Source organism: Mycolicibacterium peregrinum (genome assembly GCF_001665625.1).
Lineage (GTDB): Bacteria > Actinomycetota > Actinomycetes > Mycobacteriales > Mycobacteriaceae > Mycobacterium > Mycobacterium peregrinum_B.
This window is the reverse complement of the sequence record NZ_LZSY01000173.1, coordinates 1-15680: the sequence shown is the minus strand read 5'-3', so window position 1 is coordinate 15680 and position 15680 is coordinate 1. Positions and strand designations below refer to the sequence as shown.

The 15680-nt window shown below is 64.6% G+C and carries 15 protein-coding genes and 1 pseudogene; 6 read left to right on the top strand and 10 right to left on the bottom strand.

Going from position 1 to position 15680, the window contains the following annotated elements; translation table 11 throughout:
- Positions 1 to 105: pseudogene (locus A5779_RS28005) on the top strand (DNA-binding protein); the annotation flags it as partial.
- A 12-nt stretch (positions 106 to 117) separates the two neighbouring features.
- On the top strand, positions 118 to 1263 hold the full coding sequence (locus A5779_RS28000; protein WP_064886999.1) for a thiolase family protein: 1146 nt from the start codon (positions 118 to 120) through the stop codon (positions 1261 to 1263).
- A gap of 79 nt (positions 1264 to 1342) precedes the next feature.
- Here the strand turns inward: A5779_RS28000 and A5779_RS27995 are convergent, their stop codons facing one another.
- Complete coding sequence (locus A5779_RS27995) at positions 1343 to 1948, bottom strand: TetR/AcrR family transcriptional regulator (RefSeq protein WP_064886998.1); 606 nt, start codon at positions 1946 to 1948, stop codon at positions 1343 to 1345.
- Between the two features lie 188 nt (positions 1949 to 2136).
- Between A5779_RS27995 and A5779_RS27990 the strand changes: the two genes are divergently transcribed.
- The 3 genes from A5779_RS27990 to A5779_RS27980 all read left to right on the top strand — a co-directional run bounded on the left by A5779_RS27990 (position 2137) and on the right by A5779_RS27980 (position 4519).
- Complete coding sequence (locus A5779_RS27990) at positions 2137 to 3429, top strand: cytochrome P450 (RefSeq protein ID WP_064886997.1); 1293 nt, start codon at positions 2137 to 2139, stop codon at positions 3427 to 3429.
- Between the two features lie 166 nt (positions 3430 to 3595).
- Complete coding sequence (locus A5779_RS27985) at positions 3596 to 4069, top strand: hypothetical protein (RefSeq protein ID WP_110777825.1); 474 nt, start codon at positions 3596 to 3598, stop codon at positions 4067 to 4069.
- A gap of 3 nt (positions 4070 to 4072) precedes the next feature.
- Entirely contained in the window at positions 4073 to 4519 is a 447-nt protein-coding gene (locus A5779_RS27980; protein ID WP_110777820.1) for an Rv2576c family protein, read from the top strand.
- A gap of 83 nt (positions 4520 to 4602) precedes the next feature.
- Here A5779_RS27980 and A5779_RS27975 read toward each other — a convergent pair whose 3' ends face one another.
- Positions 4603 to 4989, bottom strand: a complete 387-nt coding sequence (locus tag A5779_RS27975) for a hypothetical protein (protein WP_413784945.1) — start codon at positions 4987 to 4989, stop codon at positions 4603 to 4605.
- Positions 4990 to 5187: 198 nt separating this feature from the next.
- Between A5779_RS27975 and A5779_RS27970 the strand changes: the two genes are divergently transcribed.
- Complete coding sequence (locus A5779_RS27970; RefSeq protein WP_064887001.1) at positions 5188 to 5697, top strand: Rv2253/PknI dimerization domain-containing protein; 510 nt, start codon at positions 5188 to 5190, stop codon at positions 5695 to 5697.
- A gap of 72 nt (positions 5698 to 5769) precedes the next feature.
- Here A5779_RS27970 and A5779_RS27965 read toward each other — a convergent pair whose 3' ends face one another.
- The 8 genes from A5779_RS27965 to A5779_RS27930 all read right to left on the bottom strand — a co-directional run bounded on the left by A5779_RS27965 (position 5770) and on the right by A5779_RS27930 (position 15399).
- Positions 5770 to 7512, bottom strand: a complete 1743-nt coding sequence (locus A5779_RS27965) for an MCE family protein (RefSeq protein ID WP_064886995.1) — start codon at positions 7510 to 7512, stop codon at positions 5770 to 5772.
- Entirely contained in the window at positions 7513 to 8883 is a 1371-nt protein-coding gene (locus A5779_RS27960) for an MCE family protein (protein WP_064886994.1), read from the bottom strand.
- Positions 8880 to 10343 carry an MCE family protein gene (locus A5779_RS27955; protein ID WP_064886993.1) on the bottom strand — a complete coding sequence of 488 codons (1464 nt, stop codon included), beginning with the start codon at positions 10341 to 10343 and terminating at the stop codon, positions 8880 to 8882. Before A5779_RS27955 ends, A5779_RS27960 begins: the two co-directional genes overlap by 4 nt.
- Positions 10343 to 11425, bottom strand: a complete 1083-nt coding sequence (locus tag A5779_RS27950; protein WP_064887000.1) for an MCE family protein — start codon at positions 11423 to 11425, stop codon at positions 10343 to 10345. The genes A5779_RS27955 and A5779_RS27950 overlap by 1 nt, the downstream gene beginning before the upstream one ends.
- Positions 11425 to 12450: an MCE family protein gene (locus tag A5779_RS27945; protein WP_064886992.1), complete on the bottom strand. Its 1026-nt coding sequence runs from the start codon at positions 12448 to 12450 to the stop codon at positions 11425 to 11427. Before A5779_RS27945 ends, A5779_RS27950 begins: the two co-directional genes overlap by 1 nt.
- Positions 12447 to 13667, bottom strand: coding sequence for an MCE family protein (locus A5779_RS27940; protein WP_236734906.1), 1221 nt, complete (start codon positions 13665 to 13667; stop codon positions 12447 to 12449). The genes A5779_RS27945 and A5779_RS27940 overlap by 4 nt, the downstream gene beginning before the upstream one ends.
- A 66-nt stretch (positions 13668 to 13733) precedes the next feature.
- Positions 13734 to 14591: an MlaE family ABC transporter permease gene (locus tag A5779_RS27935; protein WP_064886990.1), complete on the bottom strand. Its 858-nt coding sequence runs from the start codon at positions 14589 to 14591 to the stop codon at positions 13734 to 13736.
- A 13-nt stretch (positions 14592 to 14604) separates the two neighbouring features.
- On the bottom strand, positions 14605 to 15399 hold the full coding sequence (locus A5779_RS27930; RefSeq protein ID WP_055115885.1) for an MlaE family ABC transporter permease: 795 nt from the start codon (positions 15397 to 15399) through the stop codon (positions 14605 to 14607).
- Between the last annotated feature and the right edge of the window lie 281 nt (positions 15400 to 15680).

Sequence of the window (15680 nt, the reverse complement as noted above, 5' to 3'; positions counted from 1 at the left end):
CCCGCCAAACTGCAATTCGGCATGGACGTCGAACTCACCATGATCCCGTTCACCACCGATGAAGATGGCAACGAAGTTGTCACCTTCGCCTTCCAGCCGGTGTAGAGAGGCAACAACATGACCAACGATGTAGCCATCATCGGAGTCGGCCTGCACCCGTTCGGCCGCTTCGACAAGACCGCGATGCAGATGGGTGCCGAGGCAATCCAATTGGCGCTCGAGGACGCCGGCCTGGAGTGGAAGGACATCCAGTTCGGGTTCGGCGGCAGCTATGAGGTGTCCAACCCGGATGCGGTCACCCGCCTGGTCGGGCTGACCGGCATCACGTTCACCAACGTGTTCAACGCGTGCGCCACCGCCGCCAGCGCGATCCAGCAGACCGCCGACACCATCCGGCTGGGCAAGTACGACATCGGCATCGCGATCGGCCTGGACAAGCACCCGCGCGGCGCGTTCACCGACGATCCGGCGAAACTCGCTCTGCCGCAGTGGTACGCCGAGAACGGCCAGTTCGTCACCACCAAGTTCTTCGGCATCAAGGCCAACCACTACATCCACAAGCACAACATCTCCGAGGAGACGCTCGCGCGGGTGGCCAACAAGAACTTCCGCAACGGCGAGAAGAACCCGAATGCGTTCCGGCGCAAGGAGATCTCGGTCGAGGAGATCATGGCCTCGCCGGTGCTGAACTACCCGCTGCGGCAGTACATGTTCTGCGCCCCCGACGAGGGTGCAGCCGCGGTCATCATGTGCCGCGCCGACATCGCGCACAAGTACACCGACAAGCCGGTATATGTGCGGGCCAGCGAGATCCGTACGCGTACCTACGGCGCCTACGAGGTGCACGGCACCTCGGCTCCGCTGGATGAGGACCCCTCGCCGACGGTGTACGCGGCCAAGGCCGCCTATGAGGCCGCGGGCATCGGACCCGAGGACGTCGACATCGCCCAACTCCAGGACACCGACGCCGGCGCCGAGGTGATCCACATGGCCGAAACCGGCCTGTGCGCCGACGGCGACCAGGAGAAGCTGCTGCTCGAAGGCGCGACGGAGATCAACGGCACGATGCCGGTCAACACCGACGGCGGGCTGATCGCCAACGGCGAGCCGATCGGCGCCTCGGGCCTACGCCAGATGCACGAGCTCGTGCGTCAGCTACGCGGTGAGGCAGGCGAACGTCAGGTACCGGGCAACCCGCGCGTCGGCCTGGCCCAGGTCTACGGCGCGCCGGGAACCGCCTCGGCCACCATCCTCTCGCTCTAGTTTCCCGAGCCCCCACGTGAACGTCCCCCGCAACCATGGTTTCGGGGGACGTTCGCGTGCGCTCGGGCGGACGCGGGCCTCAGGCCGGCAGCTCCAGCGGCTGCGGCTCACCTTCCAGACGTCGCAACCAGTCCTCGCAGAACTGAAGCACCTCGGCGTGGCCTGCCGTCATGCCGAGCGCCTGCTCCATCACCATCACCCGCGACACACTGGCCGCGATGAATGTCCACACGATCGGCGGCACCTCGGACGCATCGACGCCGTAGCGCCGCAGCGCCGCCTCGATCGCCTTGGTCTCCGCCTCGCGGAACATCTCGGCGTAGCGGCCGATCTCCGCGCGCAGCACCGGTCGGTGGTTGGCAAGCCCGGTCATCTCCATCGTCAAACGCGTAGCGCTCGGGTCTGTGCCGAACCGCCACAGCGCCCACAGCGGCTGCGGCGAATTCAGGGCTTCGGCCTGCGCAGCCAACCCTTCGTCGGCACGTCGCACGAACACCGCCAGGAACAGGTCGTCCATCGTGCGGAAGTAGTAATGCACCAGCTGGGGCTTGAGCCCGGCCCGTTCTGCCACTCGCCGGGACGTGACCGCGACGTACCCTTCCTCGATCATCAGCGCCTCGGCGGCGTCGAGCAGCACGATCCGGTTCTTCGCGTCCGGCGCCCCGATCCTTCGCGCCGATGCCATCGGTCCTCCTCACGACAAGTTCCCGACAATGTATGGCTGATCGTAACTTTCACGCAGCCAGGTGATCTTGACCATGACTCTAACGACATGCTAAGCAGGTGCTCAGCAATTTTCGAAAATTCTTCGCGCGGTGCAGCCCGCCGCGAAACCACCGCAGCGCACATCGAATTCGGGAGGCAGCGCACACCATGACCGATTCCGGAACGACCGATTACGACACCATCGACTACTTCACCGACCAGTCGCTGGTACCCGACCCGCACCCGTACTTCGACCACCTGCGCAGCAAGTGTCCGGTCGTGACGGAACCGAACTACGGCGTCATGGCGATCACCGGGTTCGAGGAGGCCACCACGGTCCTCAAGGACACCGACACCTTCTCGTCCTGCATCGCGGTCGCCGGACCGTTCCCGCCGCTGCCCTTCACGCCCGAAGGCGACGACATCACCGAGCAGATTGCGGCGCACCGCGCGCAGATGCCGATGTTCGAGCACATGGTGACCATGGACCCGCCCGACCACACCAACGCCCGTTCCCTGCTCAATCGGCTGCTCACGCCGCGCCGGTTGAAGGAGAACGAGGACTTCATGTGGCGGCTCGCCGACCAGTGCCTCGACGATTTCATCGCCGACGGCAAATGCGAGTTCCTCAGCGCCTACGCGAAGCCCTTCTCGCTCCTGGTGATCGCCGACATGCTCGGCGTGCCGGAAGAAGACCACGAAGAGTTCCGGACGGTGCTGGGCGCCCCCCGGCCCGGCGCTCAGGTCGGCTCCCTCGACGGCGACCTGGTTGCCAGCAATCCGTTGGAATGGCTCGACGAGAAGTTCAGCGGCTACCTCGAAGACCGGCGATCAGAACCCCGCGACGACGTGCTGACGGCACTGGCCACGGCGAACTACCCGGACGGTTCTGTACCGCCCATCATCGAGGTCGTTCGGTCCGCGACATTCCTGTTCGCCGCCGGCCAGGAGACCACCACCAAGCTGCTCTCGGCCTCGCTGCGCGTGCTCGGCGACCGCCCTGACATCCAGCAGGCCCTGCGCGACGACCGCAGCCGTATCCCGACCTTCGTCGAGGAGGCCCTACGGATGGACGCTCCGGTCAAGAGCCAGTTCCGATTGGCCAAGAAGAACACCAAGCTCGGCGACATCGACGTTCCCGCGGGTACCACCATGATGGTGTGCCCGGGTGCGGTGAACCGCGACCCGGTCCGTTTCGAAGACCCGCACACCTTCAGCCTCGACCGCAAGAACGTGCGAGAGCACATCGCGTTCGGCCGTGGCGTCCACAGCTGCCCGGGTGGTCCGCTGGCCCGCGTCGAGGGCCGGGTGTCGTTGGAACGGATCCTGGACCGCATGGCCGATATCGCCATCGACGAGGAGTTCCACGGCCCCGCCGACGATCGTCACTACACCTACGAGCCGACCTTCATCCTGCGCGGACTGACCGACCTGAACATCACGTTCAAGCCCGTGCGCTGACCGCCGCTCGACAGACGATTCCGCGTATCTCGTCTTCGCCGCATTTGCTATTCTCCGATTGCGAGAATGACAATCTCGCTGGCGAAGACGAGATTCCGGTTTCGGCACGGTGGAGCCTGCTCTCGTTCTATAGTCAGCCGACCAGTGCTGATCCGTGGAGGTGCCTGTGAAGTCCAGCTTGATCCGTATGGCGATGAGCGCCGTGCTCGGGTTGGGGACTGCAATCGCGTTGGCACCGCCGTCACAGGCCATGTACTTCGGCAATTACAACCTCAACATGCCCGACCGCAGGGACTTCCACACCTGGATCTGGTCGGCGATCACCCCTTGCCACGATCCCGGGACCGACAACTTTCAGCACGACTGCATCACCATCATGACCGTCCCGCAGCCGGTCGCCAAGGCGGTCCCCAACCGTGCCGACGCCAGACTTGTCGACGGTCGCTACACCTTGACGATCGACGAGTTCTACGGATTGCGGTGCGGTGACATCTATTACGGGCCTACGATCCCGACTCACGACGTCTACACGTGGGACGCGACCACCCTCACAGGCGAGATGGTCTCCACGTTCGATGTCGGCTGCGACGGCGCTCCCGGTGGCTCCTTCACCTATCCGTTCACCCTGACGAGGATGTGATCGATGCGCTACCCGACTATCCGAGCGCTGTCCGTTGCGGCGGCCGCCGCGCTGGCAGCCGGCGCAATCACCACCGCCGCACCGGCATTCGCCGACGATCCGGAACCGGTGGGACCGCCACTGCGCCACGTGCAGTACACCGTGACCGCCGATGCCCCGTACTGGGTTCACATCTACTACCGCGACTCCGAACCGGTGCAGTTCTCGGATTACAGCCACAACCCGTACGAATTCAGCCCGAGAGCCGATGTGGACGTCGCACCGGACAAGCCGTGGGTGTTCGACGCCATGCTGGCAAATCCTGACCTGTGGGCGATGGTCCTGGTTCAGAGCGGTGAGTCGCCCAACCTTCCGACGCCCGGGTTCAACTGCAAACTGACAGTCGACGGTGTGGTGGTAAAGACCAACAGCGGCCCCAAGGGCGCGTTGTGTTCGATCCGGAACTGGTAGACCTCGAACTCACGACCGAAACGTCAAAATGCCTGGGGGCGACGCGGTTCGCGTCGCCCCCAGGCATTTCTCAAGCATTCGGCTCAGGCGTCGCCACGAAGCCAGCGTGTCTCACCGTTCATCGGCACACAGCTCAGGAACAGGCCGTCCGGGGCCTGCGCCACCGAGTTCTGTTCGTTGATGCACAGGCTGTTCTCGTCGCGGATACCCACCATGGGTGGCGACCGGAACCACCGCGGCTCGTAGCGCCGCGGGGAGCCGCAGAACACCAGCCGTCCCCAACCGTTACGCGCGTCGACCCCGAACACGAAGTAGGAGGTGTTGTCGCACGGGGCGCCGAGTACCGCGTTCGGGTTGATCCCCGGCGTGCAAAACGCGTCATTACATGTCTGCGGTCCCGCGTTTGCCTGCGGAGCAGCCAGCATCCCGGCGACAATCACTGAAGCGGTCGCCATCACCGTCACACGCACGTTGCTACTTTCGCATAGCTGGAAATTAAACTCTCAGTTTTGGAGAATATTACTACGAAAGGCCCGCCGCTGGTCCCCCGGCCGGAGGCGTGACGAGTTGGCACGAGTGAATCCACCGTGGACCAGCCGTTGATAGTGATATTCTCCGAAACTGAGAACACGGCTACCGCCCCTCAGGTCGGCCAGAAGGAGCAGTTCATGTCAGTCTCCCGGGTAAGTGCTGTTGCGGTGGCGATCGCCGCCGCGACAACTGTCGGCCTCAGTGGAGCCGCCCCGGCCAGTGCGGGCGAACAGTGGGGTATCAACGGCACCTTTGCCACCTCCTCCAACGGCGCGTGGGCCAAAATCAACGACCGCTACGAGGAGCAACCGCGGGTGGTGAGCAACTGGACGATCTCGACGCAGTGCATCTCGCCAACCGAATGCAGCGGCACGGTGAACAGCGACGCGGGGTGGTCCGCACCGGTCTACACGACCAACGGCCTCTGGTACGTGAAGCGGGTCGTACCCAACTGGCGCTTCTGCGCCGACGGGACGCCCGTCGAAGGCATGCAGGTGTACAAGTTCTATCCGGTGGGCTTCGACGGACACGTGGATCAGGCTTCATCCGAATACGCCGGCGAGGACGTCACGAAGGGCCCCAGCGGTTCGTGTGGGCGCAATCAGTGGCCCGTTGTCCGGATGCCGTTCTACATGCGGCCCGCCTAGCTGAAAACCGAATCGCGACAAAAGAACTGGCCCCGGGCAATAGCCCGGGGCCAGTTCTTTTCGCACGATCCGCTACGTCGGCATCAGGTCCTGCCACGTCTTGGGCGTGGACACGAGATCCGTCTGCTTGTACAGATTGCCGTCGCTGCCCATGTACTCCCCCGTGCGCGGGTTGTACTTGGCGATCGCCACTGACGGCCCGTTTCCGGCACCGCCCGTGAACGCGCTCGGCGCCACCCCCGGTTCCGCCGGCATGGGGACCTCCGGAGCATCCGGAAAGACCCCTTGGCCATGCGGGACGGGCGGCAGCTCGGTTGCCTGCGGCTTGTCCGCCTCAGGCACCGGAACCGCGTTGGGATCGCCTGCCGGAGGCGGTGGCACGCCGGGCACCGGCGGCTCCAGGTACATCGGCTGACCCGGCAGCATCGAACCGGGATTTGTCCCCGCGAAATTCGGCGCCGGCTGCGGCTCGGGCGCTGCGCCCGGCGGTGGAGCGCTCACACCCGGAGGCAGAGGAGTGCCGCCCAGCGGCCCGAAGATCTTCTCGTCCGGCAGCACCCGGGAATCCGGGGGCACGCCCTGCGCGATCAGACTGGGGTCGAGCGGATACGGACCGAGCGCATGCTGACGCTGGGCGATGGGCTGAAATCCCTTGGGGTCATTACACAATTTGACCGTCGGAGCCCGCTTGCCCGGGTGGCCCATACACGGGTAGTTTCGCGCGCCGCGGACGCCGATAGGCGAATCCTGCGGCAACTTGCAGTAGATGTCGTCCGGGGTATCGATCACGGTCGTGTCGGCCGGGGAGCGCCAGGACGACGGCGGCAGGAATCCGACTGTGCACGTCGGCGGATCACCCAGGCCCAGCGAGAAGTCGGCCATCGGCAGACCGCTCGTGTTGTTGGTGTGCGCATAGGTCTGCAGCTGAGCGACGTACGGCGGCAACAACACCAGCAGTTGCTCGATCGACGGGTTGTAGGTGACCGCGATCTGGCCGAACGTGCTCAGATTCGCCAACAACACCGGCAAAGTCGGCTTGATCTGGTCGAGCAGCTTGGTGGTCTCCTGGGCGAAACCGGGACCGTTGCGCAGCAGCGAGCGCACCTCGGGATCATTCTCGGCCACCTGCCCGGTGATACCGGCCAAGCTGGCCGCCCAGGTCCGGATCGAATCGGTGGTCTGTGCTTGCGCGTCGAGGAAGGGCTTGGAGTCATCGATCAACGCCCGCGTCTGATCTGAGACCGCGTTCGAATCCCTGGTGATCGTCGAAGCCGAGTCCAGCAGCGAGCCGAAGTCGTAGCCGGTTCCGTTGAACGCGTTGTAGGACTCGTCCAGCAGCTGGCTCAGCTTGTCCTTCGGGATGGTGTCCACCAGGGCGCTGAGCTGATCGAGCATCGGTCCGACCTGCTGCGGAATCTTGGTGTTCGACATCGCGATCACTGAACCGTTGTCCAGGTAGGGCCCAGAGTTGGTGCGCGGCAACAACTCGACGTACTGCTCGCCGACCGCCGACATGCTGCGGACCTCGGCGGCCAGGTCCGCAGGCACCTTCGGCGAGCGGTCCAGGGACAGCGTCGCCTCGGCCCCCTTGTCGGTCAGTTCCACCGACGTGACCTTGCCGATCTGGGACCCGCGATAGGTGACATTGCTGAACTGGTAGAGACCGCCGGTCGCCGGCAGTTCCATCTTCACGGTGATGCGACCGATGCCGAGCAGCGTCGGCACCTGCATGTAGGCGAACAGCATGACGGCCACACCGACGACCGAGGCGACGGTGAAGAGAATCAGCTGAGTCCGGATGAAGCGGGTGAGCATCTATCCGCCACCCCCTGTCGATGGAGTAGGTGCAGTAGGTGGTGCCGGCTGCTCAGCTGGAGCCGGACCGCCTTGCTGCGCATAAGGTCCGGCGAACACGGATGTCGATGGGCTCGGCGGTGCAGCCGGCTGCGCCATGCCACCGGGCATGGTCATCGGCGCCGGAGGCACTACCGGGAGCACCGGGCCCGAGTAGGTCGGAGCTGGGAGATCCGGTGGTGGCGGTCCGTCCGGAGCCGGCGGCAACCCATCCGGCGGCGGCGGAGCGACCCCGGTCTTGAGTGGGTCATAGGTGTAGTTGAGATAGCTCGGATCCCCGGGCACCGGAACGTTCTGCGCGTCGCCCTGCTCCCAGCGGGTGCCCATCATGAGGCTGCGCTTGAGATGCGGGATGGTCATGTCGAAGTACGCAAAAAGGTTGTAGTAATCGCCACGGATCACCCGGTCCATGAAGCTCTGGGTGAACGGGAAATGCGGCGCATATTCGAGTACCGAAGCCAGGTCCGGTCCGACGTTGGCCAAAGCCTTCAGCGCAGGCTCCAGGTTCTTCAGGTTCCTGACCAGATCAGCCTGCGAGTCGTTGACGAATTGGTTGGCGGTGGCGCTGAAGGTACCGAGTTTCTGCAGTGCGGTGGTGAATCTCGGCCGCTCTTTGATCAACACGTCGAGTGCGGGCGGGATCTTCTCCAGTGCACGAGTGATCACATCGCGCTGCCCGGCAAAGGTCGAGGCCAGTCGGTTCAGACCCTCGATGGAGGCAACGATGTTGTCGCGCTGGGCATCCAGAGCGCCGACGAACGTATCCAGTCGGGTGAGCAGGTCACGGAAATCAGCTTCCCGACCGTTGATCGCGGCACTGAAGTTGTGGATGATGTCGCCCATTTGGCCGAGACCGCCGCCGTTCACCACGGCAGCCAGTGAGGACAGCGTCTGCTCCGTCGTCGGATACGTCGACGAGTTGTTCAGCTGGATCGTCGCTCCCGGCTGGAGTTTTCCGTCGGGAGCCTGACCGGCGGGCGGGTTGATCGCCAGATGCATCGAACCCAGCAAGCTGGTCTGCCCGATGCTGGCCACCACGTTGGCCGGCACCACAACACCCGGTTTCACCGAGAACTCGACGTCGGCGTGCCAATCCTTAACCGACAGGCTGCGGACACTACCGACGACGACGTCGTTCATCATCACCGGCGAGTTCGGTTCCAGCGTCGCCACATTCGCGATTTCGACGTGGTAGACGCTGGAGTCCGCACCGCGCCCGACCGCCCCGGGCAGGGGCAACGAGTTCACGCCCTGGAAGGCGCACCCGCTGGTGGTCAGCGCAACGCATGATCCGACGGCGATCGCCAGCCGTACCGGCTTTCCCCTGGTCATGCTGGTGGCGTCCCTTCTGCTGGTGCCGGTGCCGCTGGCGCCGGGGCTTCGGCCGCCAGTGGACCTGGCGCAGGTCCCGGCGGCGGACCCGGTTGACCGCCAGTGGGATTGAGCATGTCCGACACCGTGTTCGGCATGTTGGGCGGGTAGTACTCGCCCCCTGGCAGGAGCTGCTGGGCCCCTGGCGGCGGCTCCCCGGGTCCGCGGCCGGTGAACGGCGGAGGTGGTTCCGGGCCTGGGTTGTAGGCCGAGATCGCCGGCGGGGTCTCGGGCGGAGTGGGTGCCCCACCCTCACCACCGGGCGCGAGCCGCGGTTCGGAGTACACGATCTGCTCGGGACTGGCCGACGGCATCAGGTACGGCGAGATGGGGAACGGCAGATAATTGAAGTTGATGAGCCGCAACGCCGGCCCGAGATACTGCGAGCAGAGTTTCGCGGTCTCCGGTGCGGTGGTGTTCTCGACCGCACCGATTGCACCGCAGATGAACTCGACCGGGTTGGAGAAGTTGTTCATCACGAACTGACCGACGGCGCTGCCGGAGTCCGGGTTGTAGATGTTGTAGCCATTCATGAACGCGTTCGGCGCGACGTGGAGCAGCTGCTCGACCTGATCCTTGTTGTCGACGAGGTTCTGGGTGACATTGGCCAGCCGCTGCACCTGCTCGGCGGTCTGATCACGAGAGCCCGCGACGAACCGCTGCACATCAACAACCGCGATCGACAAGTTCGTCAATGCCGCATCGAGGTCCGACCGGCTGCCGTCGACCACACTGGTGAGGGTGGCCAGCCGGTTCTGGAACGACACCACCTGCTGGTTGCTGTCCCGCAGCGCGGTGACGAACGTCTGCAGGTTCTTGATGATGTCGACGATGTTGCCGCTGCCCTCGGCCAGCACCCGGGCCACGCCGGACAACTGCGAAATGGTCTGCCGCAGTTTGTCGCCGTTTCCGGCCATCGCGTCGGCTGTGCTGTTGATGAAGCGCGACACCGACGTCCCGTCGACGCCACTCTGCGGTCCGAGGTCGGTGGACAACCGCATCAGCTGTTCCTTGACCTGATCCCACTCCACCGGAACGGCGGTGCGGTCCAGGCCGATCACCGCGTCATCCGGCAATGTCGGGCCACTCGAACGGTAGGCGGGCGCGAGCTGCACATAGCGGGCGGCGACCAGGTTCTGGGCCACGATCACCGCTTTCGCATCCGCGGGGATCGGCACGCCGTGATCGACCTTGAGGGTGACCCGCGTCTGGGTGCCTTCGGGCTTGATGGACTCGATCGTGCCGACCTTGACGCCGGAGACCCGGACATCGTCACCTGGGTAGACGCCGGTGGCCGAGGTGAACAGAGCAGAGATGGTCTTCTGTCCGAAGAAGGTCTGACGCAGCAATACTGCCGCGCCGACGACCAGCAGCGCCACCAACGCCACCGCAAGCCATTTACCGAGACGACTGCGGTTCATCAGCGTGAACCTCCAGGAATTCCGTTGTAGGGCAGGGGCAATTCGGCACGCGGGCCGGCGTTGTCCGGTGGCTGACCGGCGTTCGTCCCACGCCTGAATCCGAACGCGTAGTCGAAGAACGGCTGCAACAGCTGAGCCGGCTGCAGGTTGGGAACGTAGGCGTTGTAGTACGCCCCGTTCGCCAGGGTCTCAGCCTGGGACAACTGGAACTTGTTCATGTTCGGCAGTGCCTTGGTGATGTTGTCGCGGTTGCGTTCCAACATCGCGGTCACCGAGTTGAGCCGCTTGAGCGTCGGCGCCAGTTGCGCCTCGTTGTCGGCGACGAGTCCACTGAGCTGCTGCGAGACGGCCGCCGTGTTCGCCAGCAGATCGACGATGGCCTGCCGCCGGTCGTTGAGCACGCCGAGCAGGTCATTGGCGTTGAGGATCAACGTGTTGAGCTGATCGCTGCGCTGCGACAGCACCACGGTCACGTCGCTGGCGCTCTTGAGCAGGCTGGCCAGACTTTCGTTGCGGCCGTTGATCGATTTCGACAGCCGGCTCAGGCCGTCGAATGTCGGCCCGAGCTTCGGTGCGACCTGGTCGATGGTCGCCGAAAGCGTGTCCAGGGACTGGTTCAGCGAAGCCGTGTCGGTGCCCGCCGAATTGGTGGTCAGATCACTGACCGCCTCGGTCAGTGAGTACGGCGACGACGTGCGCGACGCGGGGATCACGTCGGTGGTGCGCAGCGTTCCGCTGCCGTCCGACTCCAACGTGAGCACCCGCTCACCGAGCAGTGAACCGGTGCGGATATGCGCGGTGGTAAGCGATCCCAGTGGGTACTTGCCCTCGGTGGTGAAGGTGACCAACGCGTCGCCGTTCTCCAACGACACGTCGGTGACCGCACCGATCTTGATACCGGACAAGGTCACGTCGTTGCCGACGGCGATCCCGCCGGCTTCGGTGAACAGTGCCTGATGACGCACCGAGGAGGCCCATTGTTGCAGCCGCTCGGGCTGTAGCCCGACGGCGATGATGAGCATCATCAGCACGACGCCGATGAAACCTGCCTTGATCAGATTTGATTCGCGGTACTTAAGCATCAGGGCTCCGCGCACCTCCCGCCTTCTTGTTTGATCATCGGGAAGTGCGCGGTGCGCCCCTGCAGATCGGTGACACGGATGGAAAGTCCGCAGATGTAGTACATGATCCAGCTGCCGTAGGAGCCCAGCCGGGCCAACTTGCGGAAGTTGTCCGGGGCCTTCTGCAGCCCCCGGTCGAGGACGATCTGGTGGTCATCGAGCAACGGCGCCAGTCGGTTCATCTGATCGACGGTGCCCTTGAGCGGCGGCCGCGCCTCGGTGAGCAGGCTTGCGAGCGAGGCGGTCCCGTTGTCGAGCTGCGTCACCGCCGTGCCGAGCGGGTCACGGTCCTGCGACAGACCGCTGATCAACTGCTCGAGCCGGTCGACCGTTCCGTCGAACTTCTTGCCGTCCTTGGCCAGGGTTCCGACCACCGAGTTCAGGTTGTCGATCAACTGCTGGATCACCTGGTCGTTGTTGGCCAACGTGTTCGAGAACGACGACGTCTTGCTCAGCAGCGAATCGAGGGTGTCGCCCTGGCCCTGGAAGATCTGGATCAGCGAGGACGTCAACGCGTTGACATCCTGGGGGTTGAGCCCCTGGATCACCGGGCGTAGACCACCGAGCAGCAGATCGAGGTCGAGCGCGCTTGTGGTGCGCTCCTTCGGGATCAGTGAGCCGGCGGGCAGGAGCTTGGTCGAGCCGGGACTGTCGACGAGTTCCAGGTAGCGGTCCCCGACCAGGTTCAGGTACCGAATCGCGGCCTTGGTACTCGTGGTCAGCGCGACGTTGCGGTCGGTGTCGAAGTCGACCTTGACCGACTTATCTGATTGCAGAGAAACGTTTTTCACCGTGCCGACCCGAACACCGGCGACCCGCACCGAGTCCCCGGCCTCCAGCCGCGAAGCGTCACCGAAGACCGCCGAGTAGCCCGAGTAGGAACCGCCGCGGTACTCCGAGAACGTCATGAACAGGAAGGTCGTGAGGACGGCCATCACCACCGCGAACGACGCGAACTTGATGAATGTGCTTCTGCCGCGCTTCATCCCGGTTGTCCGATCTGCATGGTGTTACGTGGCGGGCCGTCCAGCGGACCGAACAGCGTCTGCTTGAGGCCGTCGGAGTTCAGAAGGATGCCCTGGTTGCCGTACTGCCACGGGTTGGCGCCGGTATCGGTGACGAGGTACTTGGCCTTGTTGCCGAATCCGATATACGGCAGGCCCATGCAGTGCGGACCGCCCTTGGCCGCCACCTTCGGCAGGTTCTGCGGGTAACGGTAGCGCTCGATGCCGAGCGTGAAGGCCACGTTGACCACGACACCGGGTTCCGGCTGGGGCGGCGTATGGGCCATGTAATTCATGCCCTTGAGGCCGCACTCGATACCGGGGGCGTACTCGTTGAGCAGATCGGTGGTGGGTGCCAACAGGTTCAGCGTGGTGCTGAGGGCCTGCCGGTTGCCGCCGATGACGTCGTTGCCGGCGTCGGCCAGGCCGATCGAGCTGACCAGGAAGTTGTCAAGGTTCTGCTGCTCGGCCACGATGCTGTCGCTCAGCTTGTTGGTGTTTTCGAAGGTCTTGAGCAGATCGGGTGCCGCGTCACCGTAGGCCCGTGACACTGCAGCCATGCTCTCGATGTCGCCGGTCAGATTGGGGAGGCTGGGCTCGATCTTCTTCAACACCGCGTCGAAGTCGGACAGGGACTGCCCCATCGCCTCGCCGCGCCCGCCGAACGCGGACGACAGCGCGCCAAGGGTTTCGTTGAGCTTCGCCGGGTCGATCTTGTTCAAGACATTGGTCAGTTGCTGGAAGACCGTGTTCATCTCGACGGTGACATGGTCGCCCTGCAGGATCTGGCCGGGGCGGAGCTTGTCCGATGACGGCTTGTCCGGCGCGACCAACTGGACGTACTTGGCGCCGAACACAGTCGTGGAGGCGATGTCGGCCTGAACGTTGTCTGGGATCAGGCCAAGCTGTGACGGGTTCATCGCCAGGTGCAACACGGCCTTACCGTCGGCTCGGTGCTCGATAGAGCTGACTGTGCCGACCTGGACGCCACGCATCTTCACCTTGGCATCGGGGTTCATCACCAGGCCGGCCCGGTCGGAGATGAGCGTGATCGGCTCGGTCTTGGTGAAGCTGCCGCGGAACAGCGCGACGGCCAGGCCGAAGATCAGACCTATCGCGACCACGGTCGCCAGGCCTGCCAACGGCCGCGCGGAGCCCCGCGCACCGAAGCTGCGTCCGGGGCGTGCTGCCACCGGCACAGCGCTACTTGTGGTTTCGGACCGGTGGGCTGGGCCCGGTCCCACGTTTCGTGTCAACTCTTCTCCCTAACCCGACAGGTTGAAGTTTCCGTTGGAGCCGTAGACGGACAGTGACACCAGCAGGGTCACCGAGACCACGACGATCAGTGAGGTTCGTACGGCGTTGCCGACCGCGACCCCGACCCCGGATGGCCCGCCGGAGGCGAAGTAACCGAAGTAGGTGTGGATCAGCAGGATGGTGATGGCCATCAGGACGGCCTGCAGGAACGACCACAACAGGTCGATCGGATTGAGGAACGTCGTGAAGTAGTGGTCGTAGAGGCCGCCCGACTGCCCGAGCAGCACCACGGTGGTGAACTGGGAGGCCAGGAAGGACAGGATCACCGCGATGGCGTACAGCGGGGTGATCGCGATCATCCCGGCCACGATGCGGGTGGACACCAGGTACTCGACGGGCCGGATCGCCATGGCCTCCAGTGCGTCGATTTCCTCGTTGATCCGCATCGCACCGAGCTGGGCGGTGACGCCTGCGCCGAAGGTGGCGGCCAGGCCGATGCCGGCCACCACCGGTGCGGCGATCCGGACGTTGATGAAGGCCGCCAGGAAGCCGGTCAGTGCCTCGATACCGATGTTGCCCAGCGACGAATAGCCCTGGATGGCCAGCACACCGCCGGTGGCCAGGGTGAGGAACCCGACGATGACGACGGTTCCGCCGATCATGGCCAATGTGCCTGCACCCATCGAGATCTCGGCAATCAGCCGGATCAGTTCCTTGCGGTAGTGCAACGCCGCGTGCGGAGTGCCCGCCAGTGCTTTGAGATAGAACAGCGTGTGATCGCCGATCCGGCTCAACGTCGACACCGGCTTGTTGAACTGTCTGCTGACCCGCGGGTAGGTCGACCGCAGGATCGTCATGGTTCCCATTGCGTCCCCTGCCTCAGTGCGCCGTCATGCGGATACCGATGGCCGTGACGACCACGTTGATGACGAACAGGGCCATGAAGGCGTACACCACGGTTTCGTTGACGGCGTTGCCCACTGCCTTGGCACCGCCGCCCGTGATCGTCAATCCGCGATAGCAGGCCACCAGTCCGGCGATCAGGCCGAACAGCGCGGCCTTGACACACGAGATGATCACTTCCGGCACACCGGTCAGCAGGGTGATCCCGGCCGCGAAAGCACCCGGGTTCACGTCCTGGATGAACACCGAGAACACGTAGCCACCCAGGATGCCGATGATCACCACCAGGCTGTTGAGCAGCAGCGCCACCAGTCCCGACGCCAGCATCCGCGGCGTCACCAGACGCTGGATCGGATTGATGCCGAGCACCTCCATGGCGTCGATCTCCTCGCGGATGGTGCGCGAACCCAGATCCGCACACATCGCCGTCGCCCCGGCGCCGGCGACGATCAGCACCGTCACCATCGGGCCCAACTGGGTCACCGCACCGAAGGCAGCACCCGCGCCCGACAGGTCGGCCGCACCGAGTTCGCGCAGCAGGATGTTGAGGGTGAAGCTCACCAGCACGGTGAACGGGATCGCCACCAGAAGCGTCGGTGCCATCGACACCCGGGCGACAAACCAGCACTGCTCGAGGAACTCCCGGCCCTGGAACGGACGCTTGAAGATGAACCGGATGGCGTCCAGCGACATCGCGAACAGCGCCCCGACGGCCTGCATCGGGCCCGACAGGTTGCGTAGCGATACTCCGGTCGACCATTTATCTGCCATCAGAACTCCTGTTCCGGCAAGTGGCTGCCGACGCCGCGGTCGGTGCGCCGATGTTAAGTGCTTCACCGCGCGGGTGCTCGAACAGATCTACTACGTGTGCTGCGGCCCGGAGCCCGAGCCGGGTCATGCCGCAACCTCCGAGCCGGCACATGCCAACCGGCCGGTCGGGCGCTCGGACACATACGAATACGACTGGAGCACATTGCCTTTCACGAGGAAGAGCAAGTACGGGGCGCGTTCGGACATCTGACGCACCTCCTGTTTCCTGCGGACTTCGTGCG

Coding starts and splice junctions, on each gene's coding strand:
- A5779_RS28000 (WP_064886999.1), top strand. CDS start 118: ATGACCAACGATGTAGCCATCATCGGAGTCGGCCTGCACCCGTTCGGC.
- A5779_RS27995 (WP_064886998.1), bottom strand. CDS start 1,948: ATGGCATCGGCGCGAAGGATCGGGGCGCCGGACGCGAAGAACCGGATC.
- A5779_RS27990 (WP_064886997.1), top strand. CDS start 2,137: ATGACCGATTCCGGAACGACCGATTACGACACCATCGACTACTTCACC.
- A5779_RS27980 (WP_110777820.1), top strand. CDS start 4,073: ATGCGCTACCCGACTATCCGAGCGCTGTCCGTTGCGGCGGCCGCCGCG.
- A5779_RS27970 (WP_064887001.1), top strand. CDS start 5,188: ATGTCAGTCTCCCGGGTAAGTGCTGTTGCGGTGGCGATCGCCGCCGCG.
- A5779_RS27965 (WP_064886995.1), bottom strand. CDS start 7,512: ATGCTCACCCGCTTCATCCGGACTCAGCTGATTCTCTTCACCGTCGCC.
- A5779_RS27960 (WP_064886994.1), bottom strand. CDS start 8,883: ATGACCAGGGGAAAGCCGGTACGGCTGGCGATCGCCGTCGGATCATGC.
- A5779_RS27955 (WP_064886993.1), bottom strand. CDS start 10,343: ATGAACCGCAGTCGTCTCGGTAAATGGCTTGCGGTGGCGTTGGTGGCG.
- A5779_RS27950 (WP_064887000.1), bottom strand. CDS start 11,425: ATGCTTAAGTACCGCGAATCAAATCTGATCAAGGCAGGTTTCATCGGC.
- A5779_RS27945 (WP_064886992.1), bottom strand. CDS start 12,450: ATGAAGCGCGGCAGAAGCACATTCATCAAGTTCGCGTCGTTCGCGGTG.
- A5779_RS27935 (WP_064886990.1), bottom strand. CDS start 14,591: ATGGGAACCATGACGATCCTGCGGTCGACCTACCCGCGGGTCAGCAGA.
- A5779_RS27930 (WP_055115885.1), bottom strand. CDS start 15,399: ATGGCAGATAAATGGTCGACCGGAGTATCGCTACGCAACCTGTCGGGC.